We start from the raw sequence: 15,905 nt of genomic DNA, 5'->3' as shown, positions 1-15,905 counted from the left end.
ACGAACATTAGCACATTATCCACATTCAAAACACATTCCAGCACATTTCTCACATTGCCTTCACCCGGCCTTCTACCTTGGCCTCCACGGGCTTGCCCTGCTTGGTGAGGCTGCGGATATGGTCGATGATGGCCGTGCGCATCAGGATGCCAGTACCGCGGGGCTTGAGGGCCTTAAAGAATGTCATCTGGTCGCCGCCGCCAGCGTGGTAGTCGGAAATGGCCACGGTGTAGGCGCGGGCCGGGTCGAAGGGCTTGCCACCGATGAGCACGTCTACCGGCTTGTTATCGGCCCCCACGGTGTAGGTCACGTTCGAAACGGCCATGTGCATGCGGGCGGCGTAGGTGAAAAATTCCTGCATCACCGGGCCGGGTGCTTCGAGTACCACTACTTCATTCTCGAAGGGCATCAACTCAAACACGGAGCCCATGGTAAGCGGACCGGCGGCCAGATTGGTGCGCAGACTGCCGTTGTGCATTACTCCAATATCGATGGGCTGGCCCACGGCCTGGTTGGCCCGCGCCCGCAGGATGTCGGCCACGAAATTGCCCAGCGGCGACTCGCCCGCATTCTTGGTAATGGCAACCGGGGCTACGCCCAGCACCTCGTTCATCTGCTGCGTTACGCGCTGCTTGTAGGGCTCAATGGTGGCCGCGGCTTTGGGGTCTTCGGGTTGGGTTTTGCCCACGGGCTGGGCCGTGATGGGCGCCAGGGCCGGCTTGGCCTGGTAGCCGCCCCGCTGGCAGCCAAAAGTGAGGGTGGCTGCCAGCAGCAAGCCAAGAGCCGAAGAGTGGGAACGAGAGAAGAACATGCAAAAGGAGAATAGGCGGAAGGCAAAGGTAACGCCGCTGGAGTTATTTGGTGAGGGTAACGCCTGTCCGAGGTGTTTAGCATACCTGGTACTGCTCAACGGGCACCAAAACCGACCCATCCGGTCCGGCCTATTTGGTCAGATCGTAGCTTAACAACAGAAAGTACCGCCCGATACGAACCGGCACGGCCCTTCCGTCGCTGAAGCCGTTCGACTGTTCGTAGCGCAGCTCCAGCGCCACATTGCGGCCTGCGGCCCGCGCCGTCGTCAGGCCCAGGCCACCGAGGAGCCCGGCTTCCAGCTTGCGCGGCTCCTTCACGATGGGAGCCCAGGCCGCGAATTCGGGCTTGGTAGCGCCGTACAGGTAGCGGGCCCGACTCTCATTTTGGGTTTTCAGCCAGTAGCTAAGGCCGAAGCCGACCTGGGCAAAGGGCCGAATCTGGCCCCGCGGGAACGTATAGCGCACCAGCAGCGGCACGCGCAGACTCGCCAAGTTGAAGCGAAACTCCTGCTGCGGACCGAAGCCGTTGGCATCGACGGCACTAGTAGAATGGGCGTATTCCTGGCGCTCAGCCAATGCTTCCAGTCGTACCGCTATGGTTTGGTTGACGCCCGCCAAAGCCAGCTGCAACGATACACCCAGCACCGGCCCTACCGTCGATTTGGCTTTGATATCGGTGGCCGGAGTTGAGGCCGTATTCTGCAACGAAAGCCGGCTGGCTTCGCCGCCGGCTACCAGGCCTATTCGCAGACGATTCTGGCGCGTGGTGCTGGCCGGCGCTACCGACGCAGTACCGATGCACTCGTTATACTGGCGTACCACTTTGGTCAGCTCATTCAGCCCCAGCCGCAGCGAGACGATGCCGGGCTGCACGGCTGGGCACGCCTGGAATGAAGCAGCCAGTGTTTTTCGAAACTCCTCGTTTTTCTGCTGGTAAACATTGCCATTTACTTTCACGCGCTGCGTCGATTGCACCAGCTCCTGCACTGGCCCGGCCGCCATCCGCAGGTAGAAATGGTCGTTGCTGCTCTCATCGCGCAGAAACAGTAGACTAGCTGGGCCCAGCACCACGACTTCGAGAAAAGCGGCGCGCTGCACTGTATCGGCCCGCATTTCCCCACTGGGCGAGCGGTAGGACGAATCAGCCAGCGTAACCGTGCCAGCCTGGTATACCCGGTCGTTGGTGAAGCCATATCCCCGCAGCTGCGTGGCCCGATACTCGGCAACGGGTGCCGTGGGCGATGAGCGGAACCGGCTCAGCCGGGCGTTCCGCTGGGCCCCGCGGGCATCGACTTCACCCCGCAGGGTGTCGCCGGAGAGAGGCACGATGTAACCGGGCCGGAAATTGGTTTGCGCTATACTCTTAGAACTCAATAGGGCCAAGCAGGACAACAGCAGTAAACGGTGCTTCATACAAAAGATAAAAAGAGAAATAATGGCCCAAACCATACTACTAGGTGTGGCCATAGCCGACAAAGCTACGGCAAACTTCCCTGGTGCCAACAGCGGCTATGTGGCAACGGTATGCGCCCAATCCGGTATCTTTAGCCCATTCCAGCCGCTGGCCCTGTTTCCCGGCTTTATCTTCCTCTCTATGGCCGATGCACCGCGTTCTACGCCTGTCTCGTTTTCTGAATTCGATTCTATTACTACCGCTGCCTGGCAGGAGCGCATCCGCCACGACCTGAAGGGCGCCGACCCCGAAACCCTGGAATGGCACACCACCGAGGGTATTACGGTGCAGCCGTTTTACCACCGTGAGGCGCTGGCCGGCCTGCCCGCCACTGGCCTTACGGGGGCTGCCACTACCGACTGGCTTAACGTGCCGACCTACGCCGTAGCCGCCGCCGACACGGGCCACCACGCCATCGACCAGGCCGCCGATGCTCTGCAACGGGGGGCCGATGGCATCTTCTTCGAGCTGACCGATGCCCTGGCTTTTGATGTGGAATACCTGGGCCGCAAGCTGCCGCTGGCTACTACTTACCTGGGCTATTCCATCCGGATGGGTGCGGCGGGCTTTGTGGAGCGGCTGCTGGCTACCGGCACGCCGGTGCTACGTGGCTTTCTGCGCTTCGACCCCATCACCGACCACACACCCGACCTAGCCGGCCAACTCAGCGACCTGCGCAAAATCCTGACCCTGACCCGCGACTTTCCCGAATTTCGGGCCCTGACGCTTAACGGGGCCTTTTTTGCCAACCGCGGTGGCACCGTCACGCAGCAAATCGGCTTCGTGCTGGCCGCCGCTGCTACCTACCTCGAGCAGCTGCCTTCGGAAGAGGTTACGCTGGCGCAGGTAGCTGCTGCGTTTCAGGTGCAGGTTGCTTTGAATCCCAACTACTTCTTTGAAATTGCCAAGCTGCGGGCTTTGCGCCGCCTGTGGGCCACGCTGCTACACGCCTACGGGCTACCGGCCGAAGCTGCCGCGGACCTGCGCATTTTTGCCGCTACCGCCACTTGGTCCCAAACGACGCTCGACCCGCATACCAACCTGCTGCGGGTAACCACCGAAACTATGGCCGCCGTACTCGGCGGTGCCAATGCCGTGAGCGTGGCGCCCTTCGACCGGCTCTACCAGAGTCCCAACGAGTTTTCGAGCCGCCTGGCCCGCAACCTGCCCGTGATTCTGCGCGAGGAAGCCGGCCTCAACCGTGTGGCCGACCCCGCCGCCGGCTCCTACTACCTCGAAACCATTACCGACCAAGTAGCCCGTGAGGCCTGGGCCATTTTCCAGCGGGTGGAAGCGGCCGGCGGCCTACCCTCGGCCATTGGCATGGTGCTGCAGGAGCTGCATCTGGTGGCCCAAACGCAATTTCAGCGCATTGCCAGCGGCGAGCAGGTAATCGTGGGCACCAATCGGTTTCAAAACCCGCAGGAAAGCTTCGACTACAACCCCAAACGCCTGTTGCGCAGCAAGGAATTCGACTCGACGCGGGCCGCTTACCCCTCAGAAGTGCTGCGCCTGGCTACGGCCCTGCACTTTCAGCGGCGCGAGAAAAAGCGCCGCCGCGCCGCCGTAGTGCTGCTAGGCACCCATACCAACCAGGTGATTCTGGAGTCATTTCTGCGGCTGCTGCCGATTCAGGAGCGGCTGGCGCTGAAGGCTAGTCATCCGGAAGGCACGTTGTCGGTGCTGTTTTCGACGCCCGAAGCCGCCACGCTCATGTATGCCACCCCTGACCAGTTCGGCCACTTTGCCCGCATCGTGTGCCGTGTGCCCGTCGATGAGCCCGACTTCATTCCCCCTACCCTGCTCACCGCAGACCTGGCCACAATGCAGGAGGCTGTGTCGCTGTTCGGCTTCAAGGAATTTACCGTGGAGGGCTACAGCACCGAAGATGTGCTGGCCCGCCTGCAGGGCCGCTAAACAAAAACTCCCGGTGCAAAGCAGCTTGCCTGCCTTCCACCGGGAGTTTTTGCTTGTGGTTGATGAGCCTGATTTACTTGGTAAATAAGTAGCCCAGCAGCAGATTGACGCTGCGCAAGCCCGAACCCGAGGTGTAGTTGGAAGGCCCGAAGACATTCTCGGCCCGCATGCCCAGGGAAATCTGCTGGCCGTTGGGCAAATGCAGCTCAGAACCCAGGCCGCCCCCCAAGCCGATGTTGAGGTTGTTGTAGCTCCCCAGCAACGGCCGCACAATTGGCGGGCTGCCGGCCAATGTGGGCGTGTATATCTTCTCATCCTTGCTCACGTGCACCAGAAAACGGGCGCTGGGGCCAGCCTCGGCGTAGAAACGCACCAGCCCGTGGCCCAGGGAGTAGCGAATCATGGCTGGCACTACCAGGTAGTTGAGTTGGAGCTCGGTCGTCTGCTTAGAGGCCAGCAGGGGGTAGAAGTTGTGGTCCGACTCGAACGTGCGCGCCGATTCGTACAGCACGCCGGAGTGAATAGTGAACGGGGCGCCTTTGAAGCCGGGTGTAAATACGACCTCCAGGCCGGCCGTCAGGTACGTATTCCCATCGTATTGCCAGTGCAGCTCGTCCTCCCCGGTGTTGTTGCCCATGTTCATCTGGTTGAATACCGCTACTCCCCCGATGATGCCAAAGGCAATGTTGCCGTGGTGAGAGTTCTTTTTGACGACTGAACCGGGTGCCGCGCAGGCGTTGTACTTGCGCACGGCTTTTTCCAGCTCATTGACGCCGAAATCAACCACCTTGGCCTGCCGGGATGCCTCCGGGCAGCCCTGAAAAGCCTTGGTCAGCGTGTCCTGATAGAGACGCTGGGTAACGACGAACTGCTGCGCGCCGCGCTGTACGGTGTTGGTGCGCTGAATCAGCTCGACCACTTTGCCGGGCCGGTAGCCGCTGATAAAGAAACGGGGCTTGCTCTGGTAGCTTAGCGCGTACAGGGTGAGCGGGCCCCGGGTAACGACTTCCAGGTACCGGGGCACCAGCACCGTAGCCGTATCGGCGGAGCGGGGCACGGGGTGGCTTTCGTAGGCTAGCACGGAAGAGCCGTAGGCCCGCAGCTCCCCTACCTTATATATCTTACTTTCGGTTTGGCCGGCGGCTTTGAAGTCGCACTGCACGGCGTTGCGCTCTGCCCGGCCCGGTTTAATAGTGCCGCGCAGCGTGTCGCCGGCCAGGGACACGACGTAGCCCGGCTGTGGCCCCGACTGGGCCTGAGCGGTAGTGGAAAACAGCAAAGTGGCGGCTCCTAACACGAATAGCACGCACGAGAATACGGAGGATAGTTGTTGTTTCATTCAAATAGTGAATAATGAGTAAAGGATAATAATAGTCAAATATAGAATATTCCTCCTTGATTACTACCCTCCCTGGAAATATTCTTTCGGCCTAAACCAAGTATCTTGCCTGCCGCATTCCGATTCCCATTAGCGCCCTTTCCGCCTTTCTGCCTGCCCCGATGAAACCCGACTTCGCCCACATTCCCTACGACGCCGCGCCCCTGCCTGCCGCTACTCCCACCACCGCCGGCACTACTACGCCCGAGGGCATCACGCTCAAGAGCCAGTACTCGGCCCAGGACGTAGCCGGACTCGACCACCTGGGCTTCGGCGCGGGCGTGGCTCCCTACCTGCGCGGGCCCTACGCCACGATGTACGTGCAGAATCCCTGGACCATCCGGCAGTACGCGGGCTTCAGCACCGCCACCGAAAGCAACGCCTTTTACCGTCGCAACCTGGCCGGCGGCCAGAAAGGGCTTAGCGTAGCCTTCGACCTGGCTACCCACCGGGGCTATGATTCTGACCACCCCCGCGTGGAAGGCGACGTGGGCAAGGCTGGTGTCGCCATCGACTCAGTGGAGGACATGAAGATCTTGTTCGACCAGATTCCGCTGGACCAGATGTCGGTGTCCATGACCATGAACGGGGCGGTGCTGCCGATTATGGCCTTTTACATTACCGCCGCCGAGGAACAGGGCGTGGCCCCGGAGAAGCTGGCGGGCACCATTCAGAACGACATTCTGAAGGAGTTTATGGTGCGCAACACCTATATCTATCCGCCCGCGCCGAGCATGCGCATCATTGCCGACATCTTCGCCTACACGGCGAAGAATATGCCCAAGTTCAACTCCATCAGCATCTCGGGCTACCACATGCAGGAAGCCGGGGCCACCGCCGATATCGAGCTGGCCTACACCCTGGCCGACGGTCTGGAGTACGTGCGCGCCGGCCTGGCCGTGGGTATGGACGTGGACCAGTTTGCGCCCCGCCTCTCCTTCTTCTGGGCCATCGGCATGAACCACTTCATGGAAATTGCCAAGCTGCGCGCCGGCCGCCTGCTCTGGGCCAAGCTCATGAAGCAGTTCAACCCCCAGAACCCCAAGAGCCTCGCCCTGCGCACCCACTGCCAGACCTCGGGCTACTCGCTCACCGAGCAGGACCCCTTCAACAACGTGGCCCGCACCGCCGTGGAAGCCCTGGCCGCGGCCCTGGGCGGCACCCAGAGTCTGCACACCAACGCCCTCGACGAGGCCATTGCCCTGCCCACCGACTTCTCGGCCCGCATTGCCCGCAACACCCAGCTGTATCTGCAGCACGAAACCGACATTACCCGCGTCGTGGACCCCTGGGGCGGCTCCTATTATGTAGAAAGCCTCACTCACGAACTGGCCGACAAAGCCTGGGCCCTCATTCAGGAAGTAGAAGCGCTGGGCGGCATGGCCAAGGCCATTGAAACCGGCCTGCCCAAGATGCGCATCGAGGAAGCCTCGGCCCGCAAGCAGGCCCGCATCGACTCGGGCAAGGAAACCGTGGTGGGCGTCAACAAGTACCGCCTCACCGACCGGCAGCTGGGCGAAGAGCAGCAAATCGACGTGCTCGATATCGACAACGCCGCCGTGCGCGAGTCCCAGATTGAGCGCCTCAACAAGATCAAGGCCGAGCGGGATAATGACGCGGTGAAAGCCGCCCTGCAAGCCCTGACGGATGCGGCCCGGGCCACCCCTCCCCCAACCCCTCCCCGCAAGGGAGGGGAGCCCGACGCAAGTGGGCCTGAAACTGGAACCGAATCGTCAGGCTCCCCTTCTCCCAGAGGGGAAGGGGCCGGGGGATGGGGTCCCGCCGCCAACCTCCTCGAACTAGCCGTAAACGCCGCCCGCCTGCGCGCTACGCTGGGTGAGATTTCCGATGCCCTCGAAGTGGTGTACGGCCGCCACCAGGCTACTATCCGGGCTATTTCGGGCGTATACTCGGCCGAGATGAACTACGACGAAGAGTTTGCCAAGGCCCGCGCCGCCGCCGATGCCTTTGCCGCCGCCGAAGGCCGCCGCCCCCGCATGATGGTGGCCAAAATGGGCCAGGACGGCCACGACCGGGGCTCCAAGATCATTGCCACCTCCTTTGCCGACGTGGGCTTCGACGTGGACATCGCGCCCCTGTTCCAAACCCCCGGCGAAGTAGCCCGCCAGGCTACCGAGAACGACGTGCACGTAGTGGGCGTGAGCAGCCTCGCCGCCGGCCACAAAACCCTGATTCCCCAGCTGATTCAGGAACTGAGGCAGCTCGGCCGCGAAGATATTCTCGTCATTGCCGGCGGCGTCATCCCCGCCCAGGACTACGACTTCCTCTACAACGCTGGCGTCGTCGGCGTGTACGGCCCGGGAACCGTTATTGCCGTAGCGGCCCAGGAGATTCTGCGGAAGCTGGGGGAGTAGGCAGAGCTGGTATAAGATTTCATATTTAAGAGCAGTCGGCCTTTTTGTCCGACTGCTCTTCTTTTTATTTGGTTCTTCTATATGAAGTTCTTCTTAAGCCTAGAAACCAGTTGGCAATTGGGCAACCGACTCGATATTGTAGTAGCAGCATTAAATACCGACCTTAAATCGTTGCTTTTAGATAAGAGCTACGGTAATGATATACAGGAATTATGCATAGGTGTAATCTGCGTATCTCCTGAGTTCAATACCTTCTTCAAGGTCAGACGACCTCGTTATCAAAGAGCTAAGCGTACATACAAGGGTACTTATGCGCCTTATACTCTTGAGAAGTATTTAACTTATGATATAGCGTTGCCTTACCAAGAAGCTGTAAAAGCTTCTAATGGACTGTTATATCAATTACTAATTGAAAGGTTGCTATCCTCTTTTGAGCTAATTGCCCTAGGTCAGAAAAAGTACCCTGATTTTGACACAAAAACCTTTACTACTGAGGTCAGCAACCTCTTGCAGCATATTATCTCGCAGTAGCTTGGCTGTGCCGAGTGACTGTACAAGACTGACTCTATCGAAGCTGGGCAACCGGCTTAACCCAATGCCAAGATGAAAGTATTTCTATTGCTCTTAGGCTGTTTTGCCTGCTTGGGCCTGCAGGCGCAACGGCGGGGAGTGTACGACGACGTAGAAGTTGCCCTTCAAGAACCTGATAAAGTGCGCGTACTTGACTTACGTGGCCAAGAATTAGGTAGCTTACCGACCTCATTAAATAACATTCAAAATGTAGAGGTCATTTTGCTGGGCATGAAGTTGCGTAACCTCTGGCTTTATCCCCGCGCCTGGAAATACAAATTCCACTTTAAAGAGCTGCCAGCAGGGGGATATCTGCATCTTCAGGGTCGGGGTGGAGGAGAGTATTATTTATTCAACAATTTTGAGACTGCTCCACTTGAGTTTTGTCAATTCCCTAAACTTCGGGTTCTAGACATTAGAGGTGGGCTACCATTTGTCGAGGCTGACACAGTAGCGACTCGTATGCACAAGTGCCGTCCGGATGTTATTGTGGTTGGCGGCGCAGTTCGTAGCAAGGGATATGTAGATCCAGAAGCTGACTTTACTAAGAGAGTCAACAAGCGGCGTGAAGTCAGAAGCTATTTGCACAGTTTTAAAATTAAGCATTACTAAGTCCGGGCCGCCCACAGCGGGCCGGTTCCGTTTCTCCCCTGCCCCCGCCGCTCCTATGGTTACTCCCGCTACTTCGAAGCTTCTTCACACTGCTTAGAAGATCATTCACGGCGCTTAGAGGATGCTTCACGGGCCTTAGAAGAACGTTAACGGTGCTTAGAACATCGTTCACACCGCTTAGAACATCGTTCACACCGCTTAGAACATCGTTCACACCGCTTAGAAGATCATTCGCGCCCCTTAGAAGGTCGTGCACGGGCTTTAGAAGATCGTTCACACCCCTTGGAAGGTCGTGCACGGTGCTTAGAAGATCATTAACGCCAGCGTGACGGGCGTTTGTACCGCTGTACTTCCCGTTCATAGCGGCAATAAGCCTTTGCATACTGTGCTGGCTAGCAGTCTATTGCCAGCTTAGCCGGCTTTAGCTAATGTTACGGATAGTATTCATTCCCATCCTTCTATCCTTATGAAAAAGAATAAACCCGAGGCGCGGCAGTACCTCAGCCCCGACAGTGTCATGCGCCAGGATATGCGCACTATGCATGGGCATTACCTCAACGATCTGGCGGCTTTTGCGGCCTTCAACCCCACCTTTACCGCCGCCTTCGGCCAGCAGTGGCTGGCGGCTTTGGAAGCGGCCGATGCGGCTACCTCGGGCACGGCCCTGCGCTCCGATTTGAAAGAGGACACCCAGGAGGTGACGACCCTCATGGACCAGGCCCGCACCCAGGTGCAGGCGCTGTTTTACTATGTGGAACAGGCCTTTCCTAATAATGCCGGCCGCCTCGACCAGTACGGCAAAAAGCAGTACGCCCAGGCCCGGCAGAAGCACGACAAGATGCGCGCCCTGTTGCCCGGCGCCATCGGCAGCGCCACCCGCGACCAGGCCGAGCTAAGCAAGCATGGTTTCGGGGCCGAAAAGCTGGCCGCCCTCCAGCAACTCGCCAAAGACCTCGACCGGGCCGATACCGACCAGGAAATGCGCAAAGGCAGCAACACCGAAGGCTCCGACGACTACGTGCGCCTCCAGAATGTGGCCTACAGCTTTGGCCAGCAGCTGAGCAAAGCCGCCAAAGTGGCCTTTGTTGCGGAGCCACTCAAGCAGCAGCTCTACCGCCTGGCCGCCCCCACGCCTGCCGGGGAAGCCAGAAAGGGCGCCGGCGCGGCGTAGCACAGTTGGCGTCGTCTCGCCTGTCATCCTGAACGGAACGAAGTGGCGTGAAGGCCCCTCCTCACCTACCCCCCTGTAGCTCCTACCAACGTGACAAAAGCCCTTTACTACTTGCGTGGTAAGGGGCTTTTGTGCGTTGAATGGGGTTTGCTATACAGGCGAGGAAGGTCCTTCGCAGGGCTTAGGATGACGGATGACTGAGGTAGAGCCGCGGGTTCGGCGTTGAATGATTGGTGGTGTGCCTAGACGCTGGTAGTCCGGCGCTACGCAGGGGGCGCGGACGACGAGACGCAAATATGCGTCTCTACCTCCCGTTAGACCTTTAGCCACTCGCCGTCGGCGGGGACGTGGACCCGCGCGGTGAGACCTTCCTGGGCCAAGTAGGCTTTCGTAGTGGCGCGGTCTTCGGCGCAGTGGTTTACGGCTTCGAGATGCACGGCATACACGGTGGCTTGTGGGGCGTGCCGGGCTACCTGGGCCACGTCGGCGGCCGTCATCACGATGGGGCCGCCCTGCAGGAACTGAGCTGCGCCGGCATTTACGATGATGGTATTAGGGTGGTAGAGGTCGAGGGCCTGGCGCACTTCCTCGCACCAGATGGTGTCGCCGGCCACGTAGAGGCGCTGGCCTTCGGCTTCCACTACGAAGCCCGATACGGTGCCCATCCGCCGCCCGATTTCGCCCCGGCCGTGCTGCCCGCCGGTGCGGTAGAAGCGGATTCCTTCCCACTCCAGCTCAGTATCGATGGGCCGCACCTGGGTGAAGCCGGCGGCTTGCAGGGCAGCCACATCGGCGGGCTGGCAGAGGATGGGCAGATCTTTAGGCAGCAGCTCGCGGGCTACGTCGTCCCAGTGGTCGAGGTGGGTGTGGGTGAGCAGCACCGCGTCGAGGGAGGCTACCAGCGCCGGCAGCTCGGAGACCGGGAAGGGCAGGTCGGCGGTGGGGTTGCGCACCGGGTTGGCCGTTTGCGGTATTGGGTCGTACTGAAAGCGTGGGGCCAGCAGCGGGTCGACGAGCAGGGTTTTACCGGCTACCTTGAGCAGCAGCGTGGCGTTGCGAATAAGTTGAACTTGCATGGCAAAAGCGGGTTAAGTTGCAGCCGGAGGACTGGCCGGGAGTGGGCCGAACGATGCCTACCCTGGTCTATTCCGAACGAGTCAAAAGTACGCCGGGCCCAGACCTGGGCCAAGAAGGTTACCGGCTGGTAACCTGTTCACCTATTTGTTTTCTCCCGCGTTCCTGCCATGCGCCATACCTACCACGATGTCGAATTCTGCGCCACCCGCGTGGCGCTGAGCCTGCTCGCGGGCAAATGGAAGCCCATCATCTTTTTCCACCTATTTCCCGGTCCCCGTCGCTTCAGTGAGCTGTGGCGCGACATTCCGCGGGTATCCAAGAAAGTGCTGCTGGAGCAGCTGCGGCAGCTGGAAGCGGGTGGCCTGGTGGCGCGCACCGTACACAACGGCTTTCCGCCCGAAGTCACCTATGAGCTGTCGGCCAAGGGTGCCGCGCTGGCCCCCATCCTGCGCCGCCTCGACCAATGGGCCGTGACCCACATCGAAGGCGTGGTGCAGATTTCCTGAGGCCTCCTGAGGCCGCAGCCCGCGCCACACAAGCCGCGCGGCCAAACTTTCGGGCTACTTTTGCGGCTTCACTCCCTTCTCTCGCCCTCTTATGCGCATCGACGAACAAGACCAGGAAGACGCCGACATCGATTGGTTTGCCGTAGACGCGGCGGGCTACATTCTGCACGTAGCCTCGGGCGGCGGTATTCTGCCCGAATCGGTAGCGGCTTCCCAGGAGGTGCTACTCGAGCTGCACCAGTACTTCCTGACCCTGCCCGACACCACGGCCGCCGAAGCGGCGGAAGTGGAAGAAGGAGCCGACGAGGCCGGCAGCTACCAGAGCTTTGCCCGCTACGCCCGGCGCGGCCTGTTCTCCTTCGAGAAAACCCGCCTGCACGAGCGCGCCGACACCCGCTACCACCTCGTGGCCCGGCCGGTGGTGCCGCTGCTGGTAAGCCAGCTGCCCCGGAAACTAGCCCAGCTACTGGGCCGCACTCAGCTGCCGGGCGCGGTAGTCGGGCTCCCGGCCCTGGATGTCACCCGCATTCTGTAGGCTGACTGCTGACCTGCGGTGACAGTTCAAGTGCCCTGCGCTGCTTAGGTTGTCGCAGTACCCGAGCCATAACTGAGAAGTAGCGCTGCTACCGCCCCATCGTTTACTTTATAGGGTATAGCCCGTTTCATTCCCTGCCCCAGTATGCCTACTACCCAACTCCAGTTGCTCGGCCACGCCAGCTTCCGCATTACCACGCCCGAGGGCCGCATTATCCTGCTCGACCCCTGGCTAACTGGCAACTCCTTCATTCCCGAAGACCTGCGCCAGCCCGAGCGCGCCGACCTGGTGCTCATCACTCATGGCCACGACGACCATTTCGACCCCGAGCTGCCGGCGCTGCTTGCCCGTACCGGGGCCAAAGTGGTAGCACCCGCGCCGGTGCGCTTCTACCTCTACGAGCAGGGCATACCACCCGAGCAGTTTGAGCCCATGAACGTGGGCGGCGGCATCGACGTGCTGGACTTGCGCCTGACGATGACCGTGGCCCAGCACGCGGCCCACGTCGATTTGCCGGGCCACAAAACCGGCTTCCGACACGAGGCAGTGGGCTACATCCTGGCTTTCTCGGATAACACGGTGCTCTACGCCGCCGGCGACACCGGCCTCTTCGGCGACATGCGCCTGCTCGCCGACCTTTACCACCCCACCGTAGCCCTGCTCCCCATCGGCGACCGGTACACGATGGGGCCGCGCGAAGCGGCTCACGCCGCCCGCCTGCTACGGGTGCCGCATGTGGTGCCGTTTCACTACGGCATATTTGCTTCCCTGGTGGGCACGCCCGAGCAGCTCCAAGCCCACCTCACAGCCGCTGATGCTGTGACAGTACACGTCCTGCAGGCCGGCGAAACGCTGGATTTGGGTGGTTTATACGTAAAGTAGTAGGGAGTCCGGGGCATGCAGAGGAGCAGCCGAAGCATCTCGGGTGCAATACCAACTGCTGGTCTGCCATGCTTGATCTGGTGTATGCCCTTGCGAAGGATCTTACTTGTCTACCCATTGAAGCTCATACCAGCGTAAAAACCCCTTTCCCGCGTGAGCAGGAAAGGGCTTTTTGGTAAAAGGTCAGGTCGTACTGCGCAGCGGAAGAATTGCCACGATTCACTGGCAATGACCGATGGAATAACTGCCGCGCCGTTTGGGGCGCTGGCAGGCGGCAAAGAATATTCAGGAACCAACAAAGATTTATTCCCCCTACTCTCACCTTCAAGTATTTACGGCTAACAGGGCTTTAACCAGGCTTTTCCTATATAGTAAGCACAGCCGTAGCACGGCTAAACAGCTGGCAGGCCAAAATTCTTTTTTTATAGGACTATGTACTTTATAAATAAGATTTAATAATTTCATTTTTAGGATAAGCAGTTGGATCGTGGTACCGGCCTCTTTTTAGGTTTGTGGGAAGAGGTTGGTTAGCAGTTGGTAGGGTTTCTACCGGCAGCAGTTGGGCAGAAATACGTTTAATAACTCTTTAGTAAGCAGTTAGCGGGTCGTCTCCTTCGGCCGCTTCGTTGTATATACTGGCTGGCGCTACCAAGCCACCGTATCGATTCATAGCCTGCGGCCTGGTCTGCCAAGGCCCGCCGTGGTTTTCCCGCCTCTTTCTCTCTCCTTGAGCCCACCCCGGCCGCCGGGAGTCCCTTTTTTCGTCTTTCCCTGGTCTATATGCTGCGCGCGGGCTGGCTGCAGCGGCTCCGCATAGCGTCCGGACCTCCATCAATTCCTCTTTTTTTCTCAACCATCTCCCATCATTCCCATCCGCTCCGCGTTCCTATGAAACAACTTTTCCTTGCTTTCGCCCTGTTTCTGCTGGCCTCTGTGGCCACCACCGCTCAAAACCCCACCTGGAACTGGCTGCAGTCCATTGAAGGCGTCAATTCCTTAAGCGACATTGCCTGCGCCCCCACCGGCGACTTCTACCTAACCGGACGCTTCGACAACAGCCTGCAACTCGGCAACCGCCGCCTTACCAGCCCCGGCCGCTGCCTGTTTGTGGCCCGCCTCGATGCCAGTGGCCGGGTGCAGCAGGTTACCCAGCTTAAAGTCAGCGTAGACGTATTGCCTACCAGCCTGGCCGTAGACCCGAGCGGCAACTGCTACGTGACGGGCTCTTTCCGGGGTACGCTCAGCTACGGCAACAACGGCCAAATCACCTCCCAAAGCCCCGATGCCGACGACGTACTGCTGGTCAAGCTGGGTTCGGGCGGCGGCGTGAGCTGGGTTCGGCAGGCCAGCAGCACCGGTCCCGAGCGGTATGCCACCCAGAACAAGGGTTGGGCGGTGGCCGTGGACCAGAGCGGCAACAGCTACGTGACGGGCAGCGTGAGTGGCAGCACCGTGCAGTTTGGCGCGCTGAGCTTCAGCAACCGGCAGAATAAGAGCTTCCTGGCCAGCTACTCTACCCAGGGCGCCGTGCGCTGGGCCAAGGTGTGGGATGCTCCCGCGGGTACAACCTTCGCGCCCAGCACCGGCCGCGCTACCGTAGTAGATGGAGCCGGCAACTGCTACGTGAGCGGCAACTTCTTCACCTCCCTCACCATCGACGGCACCACGCTGGTGCCCGCCAACTCCGACAGCAATCTGTTCCTCTTGCGCTTTAGCACCGCCCAGGGCCAGCTGCAGTGGGCTAAGGCCCCGGCCGGCTCCGGCGACGGCCGCAGCCTGGGCACCGACGCAGCCGGCAAGATTTATCTGGCCGACAGCTTCAGCGGCACTACTACTTTCGGGGCCACAACCCTCACCAGCACCGGCAGCGCCGACATCTTTATTACGCGCTACAACGCCCAGGGCCAAGCCGAATGGGCTACGGCTATGGGCGGGGCCAACTACGATTTCCCCACCGATATTGCCGTGGATAAGCTAGCGGGCTGCGCTTACCTCACCGGCTCCCGGGGCAACGGACAGGCCTTCATTACGCAGTTGCAGGCCAATGGCGCGGTAGCGCATACTACGCTGGTGGGCGGCCCGGGCAACAGCACCGGCAGTAGCCTGATTCTGGATGGGCGCAACAACGTGTACACAGCCGGCACGGCCACCGGCAGCTGCCAGTTTGGCCCCTACGCCACCACTGGTACAGCTACGGGCTGCTACCTGGCCCGGCTGGGTGCGGCCGGCCTGGCCCGGCGCGAAAGTCAGCCAGCGGCGCTGGAAACAAGCATATTTCCCAACCCGGCCCAAGGCCGCTTCACGCTCCGCATCGAGGCCCCGCAAGCCGATCAAGCCGTAAAAGCTACGCTCTACAGCCCCTTCGGCCGCATCGTGGCCCAGCAGACGCTGCGCAATGCTACCGGCAAAACCGAAACCGTATTCGATACCTCCAGTCTGCCCAGTGGCCTCTACGTGCTGAACCTGGAGCACAACCAGCAGGTAACCACGCAGCTGGTAACGGTGCGGTAAGGGGCTGAAGGTCGTACAGAAGCGTTGCGGGCTGACGTTGTTTAGGCTGTTATCCTGAGCAGAGCGAAGGACCGTCTTCCCCTACCCCACTGCAGTATTTTAAGTG

General features: G+C 60.2%; 14 protein-coding genes. 9 read left to right on the top strand and 5 right to left on the bottom strand.

What is annotated here, in order from left to right; translation table 11 throughout:
• Nucleotides 1–49: 49 nt before the first annotated feature.
• Together LGH74_RS05715 and LGH74_RS05710 are read right to left on the bottom strand one after the other, a co-directional pair.
• Nucleotides 50–811, bottom strand: a complete 762-nt coding sequence (locus LGH74_RS05715; protein ID WP_226173260.1) for a 5'-nucleotidase C-terminal domain-containing protein — start codon at nucleotides 809–811, stop codon at nucleotides 50–52.
• 130 nt (nucleotides 812–941) lie between these two features.
• Nucleotides 942–2,225 (bottom strand): outer membrane beta-barrel protein, encoded by a 1,284-nt coding sequence (locus LGH74_RS05710; protein ID WP_226173256.1) that lies wholly within the window; start codon nucleotides 2,223–2,225, stop codon nucleotides 942–944.
• A gap of 22 nt (nucleotides 2,226–2,247) precedes the next feature.
• On the opposite strand from LGH74_RS05710, the gene LGH74_RS05705 reads away from it, so the two are divergent.
• Entirely contained in the window at nucleotides 2,248–4,182 is a 1,935-nt protein-coding gene (locus tag LGH74_RS05705; protein ID WP_226173255.1) for a methylmalonyl-CoA mutase family protein, read from the top strand.
• Between the two features lie 73 nt (nucleotides 4,183–4,255).
• Here the strand turns inward: LGH74_RS05705 and LGH74_RS05700 are convergent, their stop codons facing one another.
• Complete coding sequence (locus LGH74_RS05700) at nucleotides 4,256–5,521, bottom strand: porin family protein (RefSeq protein ID WP_226173254.1); 1,266 nt, start codon at nucleotides 5,519–5,521, stop codon at nucleotides 4,256–4,258.
• 161 nt (nucleotides 5,522–5,682) lie between these two features.
• Here LGH74_RS05700 and scpA point away from each other — a divergent pair, with 161 nt between their 5' ends.
• The 3 genes from scpA (at nucleotide 5,683) to LGH74_RS05685 (ending at nucleotide 9,117) form a co-directional block, all read left to right on the top strand.
• Complete coding sequence (scpA, locus tag LGH74_RS05695) at nucleotides 5,683–7,935, top strand: methylmalonyl-CoA mutase (RefSeq protein ID WP_226173253.1); 2,253 nt, start codon at nucleotides 5,683–5,685, stop codon at nucleotides 7,933–7,935.
• 81 nt (nucleotides 7,936–8,016) lie between these two features.
• Nucleotides 8,017–8,466 (top strand): Imm44 family immunity protein, encoded by a 450-nt coding sequence (locus LGH74_RS05690; protein WP_226173252.1) that lies wholly within the window; start codon nucleotides 8,017–8,019, stop codon nucleotides 8,464–8,466.
• 72 nt (nucleotides 8,467–8,538) lie between these two features.
• Nucleotides 8,539–9,117, top strand: coding sequence for a leucine-rich repeat domain-containing protein (locus LGH74_RS05685; protein WP_226173251.1), 579 nt, complete (start codon nucleotides 8,539–8,541; stop codon nucleotides 9,115–9,117).
• Here LGH74_RS05685 and LGH74_RS05680 read toward each other — a convergent pair.
• Nucleotides 9,104–9,499, bottom strand: coding sequence for a DUF948 domain-containing protein (locus LGH74_RS05680; RefSeq protein WP_226173249.1), 396 nt, complete (start codon nucleotides 9,497–9,499; stop codon nucleotides 9,104–9,106). The two genes, LGH74_RS05685 and LGH74_RS05680, sit on opposite strands and share 14 nt — an antisense overlap.
• An 84-nt stretch (nucleotides 9,500–9,583) precedes the next feature.
• Here LGH74_RS05680 and LGH74_RS05675 point away from each other — a divergent pair, with 84 nt between their 5' ends.
• A complete protein-coding gene (locus tag LGH74_RS05675) occupies nucleotides 9,584–10,288 on the top strand; it encodes a hypothetical protein (protein WP_226173248.1) in 705 nt (234 codons plus the stop codon).
• Between the two features lie 314 nt (nucleotides 10,289–10,602).
• Here LGH74_RS05675 and LGH74_RS05670 read toward each other — a convergent pair whose 3' ends face one another.
• A complete protein-coding gene (locus LGH74_RS05670; RefSeq protein WP_226173247.1) occupies nucleotides 10,603–11,364 on the bottom strand; it encodes an MBL fold metallo-hydrolase in 762 nt (253 codons plus the stop codon).
• Nucleotides 11,365–11,532: 168 nt separating this feature from the next.
• Here LGH74_RS05670 and LGH74_RS05665 point away from each other — a divergent pair, with 168 nt between their 5' ends.
• The 4 genes from LGH74_RS05665 to LGH74_RS05650 all read left to right on the top strand — a co-directional run bounded on the left by LGH74_RS05665 (nucleotide 11,533) and on the right by LGH74_RS05650 (nucleotide 15,799).
• Complete coding sequence (locus LGH74_RS05665) at nucleotides 11,533–11,871, top strand: winged helix-turn-helix transcriptional regulator (RefSeq protein WP_226173246.1); 339 nt, start codon at nucleotides 11,533–11,535, stop codon at nucleotides 11,869–11,871.
• 91 nt (nucleotides 11,872–11,962) lie between these two features.
• Nucleotides 11,963–12,406 carry a hypothetical protein gene (locus tag LGH74_RS05660; protein WP_226173245.1) on the top strand — a complete coding sequence of 148 codons (444 nt, stop codon included), beginning with the start codon at nucleotides 11,963–11,965 and terminating at the stop codon, nucleotides 12,404–12,406.
• Between the two features lie 144 nt (nucleotides 12,407–12,550).
• Nucleotides 12,551–13,288, top strand: coding sequence for a metal-dependent hydrolase (locus LGH74_RS05655; protein WP_226173244.1), 738 nt, complete (start codon nucleotides 12,551–12,553; stop codon nucleotides 13,286–13,288).
• 888 nt (nucleotides 13,289–14,176) lie between these two features.
• On the top strand, nucleotides 14,177–15,799 hold the full coding sequence (locus LGH74_RS05650; RefSeq protein ID WP_226173242.1) for a T9SS type A sorting domain-containing protein: 1,623 nt from the start codon (nucleotides 14,177–14,179) through the stop codon (nucleotides 15,797–15,799).
• Nucleotides 15,800–15,905 lie beyond the last annotated feature (106 nt).

This window comes from Hymenobacter lucidus (assembly GCF_020447265.1).
Classification (GTDB): Bacteria; Bacteroidota; Bacteroidia; order Cytophagales; family Hymenobacteraceae; genus Hymenobacter; species Hymenobacter lucidus.
The sequence above is the reverse complement of the archived record's forward strand: the minus strand, read 5'-3'. Positions and strand labels throughout refer to the sequence as shown.

What these genes read in the sequence shown, in the direction of transcription:
- LGH74_RS05715 (WP_226173260.1), bottom strand. Translation starts at nt 811, where the DNA reads ATGTTCTTCTCTCGTTCCCACTCTTCGGCTCTTGGCTTGCTGCTGGCA.
- LGH74_RS05710 (WP_226173256.1), bottom strand. Translation starts at nt 2,225, where the DNA reads ATGAAGCACCGTTTACTGCTGTTGTCCTGCTTGGCCCTATTGAGTTCT.
- LGH74_RS05705 (WP_226173255.1), top strand. Translation starts at nt 2,248, where the DNA reads ATGGCCCAAACCATACTACTAGGTGTGGCCATAGCCGACAAAGCTACG.
- LGH74_RS05700 (WP_226173254.1), bottom strand. Translation starts at nt 5,521, where the DNA reads ATGAAACAACAACTATCCTCCGTATTCTCGTGCGTGCTATTCGTGTTA.
- scpA (WP_226173253.1), top strand. Translation starts at nt 5,683, where the DNA reads ATGAAACCCGACTTCGCCCACATTCCCTACGACGCCGCGCCCCTGCCT.
- LGH74_RS05690 (WP_226173252.1), top strand. Translation starts at nt 8,017, where the DNA reads ATGAAGTTCTTCTTAAGCCTAGAAACCAGTTGGCAATTGGGCAACCGA.
- LGH74_RS05685 (WP_226173251.1), top strand. Translation starts at nt 8,539, where the DNA reads ATGAAAGTATTTCTATTGCTCTTAGGCTGTTTTGCCTGCTTGGGCCTG.
- LGH74_RS05680 (WP_226173249.1), bottom strand. Translation starts at nt 9,499, where the DNA reads ATGCAAAGGCTTATTGCCGCTATGAACGGGAAGTACAGCGGTACAAAC.
- LGH74_RS05675 (WP_226173248.1), top strand. Translation starts at nt 9,584, where the DNA reads ATGAAAAAGAATAAACCCGAGGCGCGGCAGTACCTCAGCCCCGACAGT.
- LGH74_RS05670 (WP_226173247.1), bottom strand. Translation starts at nt 11,364, where the DNA reads ATGCAAGTTCAACTTATTCGCAACGCCACGCTGCTGCTCAAGGTAGCC.
- LGH74_RS05665 (WP_226173246.1), top strand. Translation starts at nt 11,533, where the DNA reads ATGCGCCATACCTACCACGATGTCGAATTCTGCGCCACCCGCGTGGCG.
- LGH74_RS05660 (WP_226173245.1), top strand. Translation starts at nt 11,963, where the DNA reads ATGCGCATCGACGAACAAGACCAGGAAGACGCCGACATCGATTGGTTT.
- LGH74_RS05655 (WP_226173244.1), top strand. Translation starts at nt 12,551, where the DNA reads ATGCCTACTACCCAACTCCAGTTGCTCGGCCACGCCAGCTTCCGCATT.
- LGH74_RS05650 (WP_226173242.1), top strand. Translation starts at nt 14,177, where the DNA reads ATGAAACAACTTTTCCTTGCTTTCGCCCTGTTTCTGCTGGCCTCTGTG.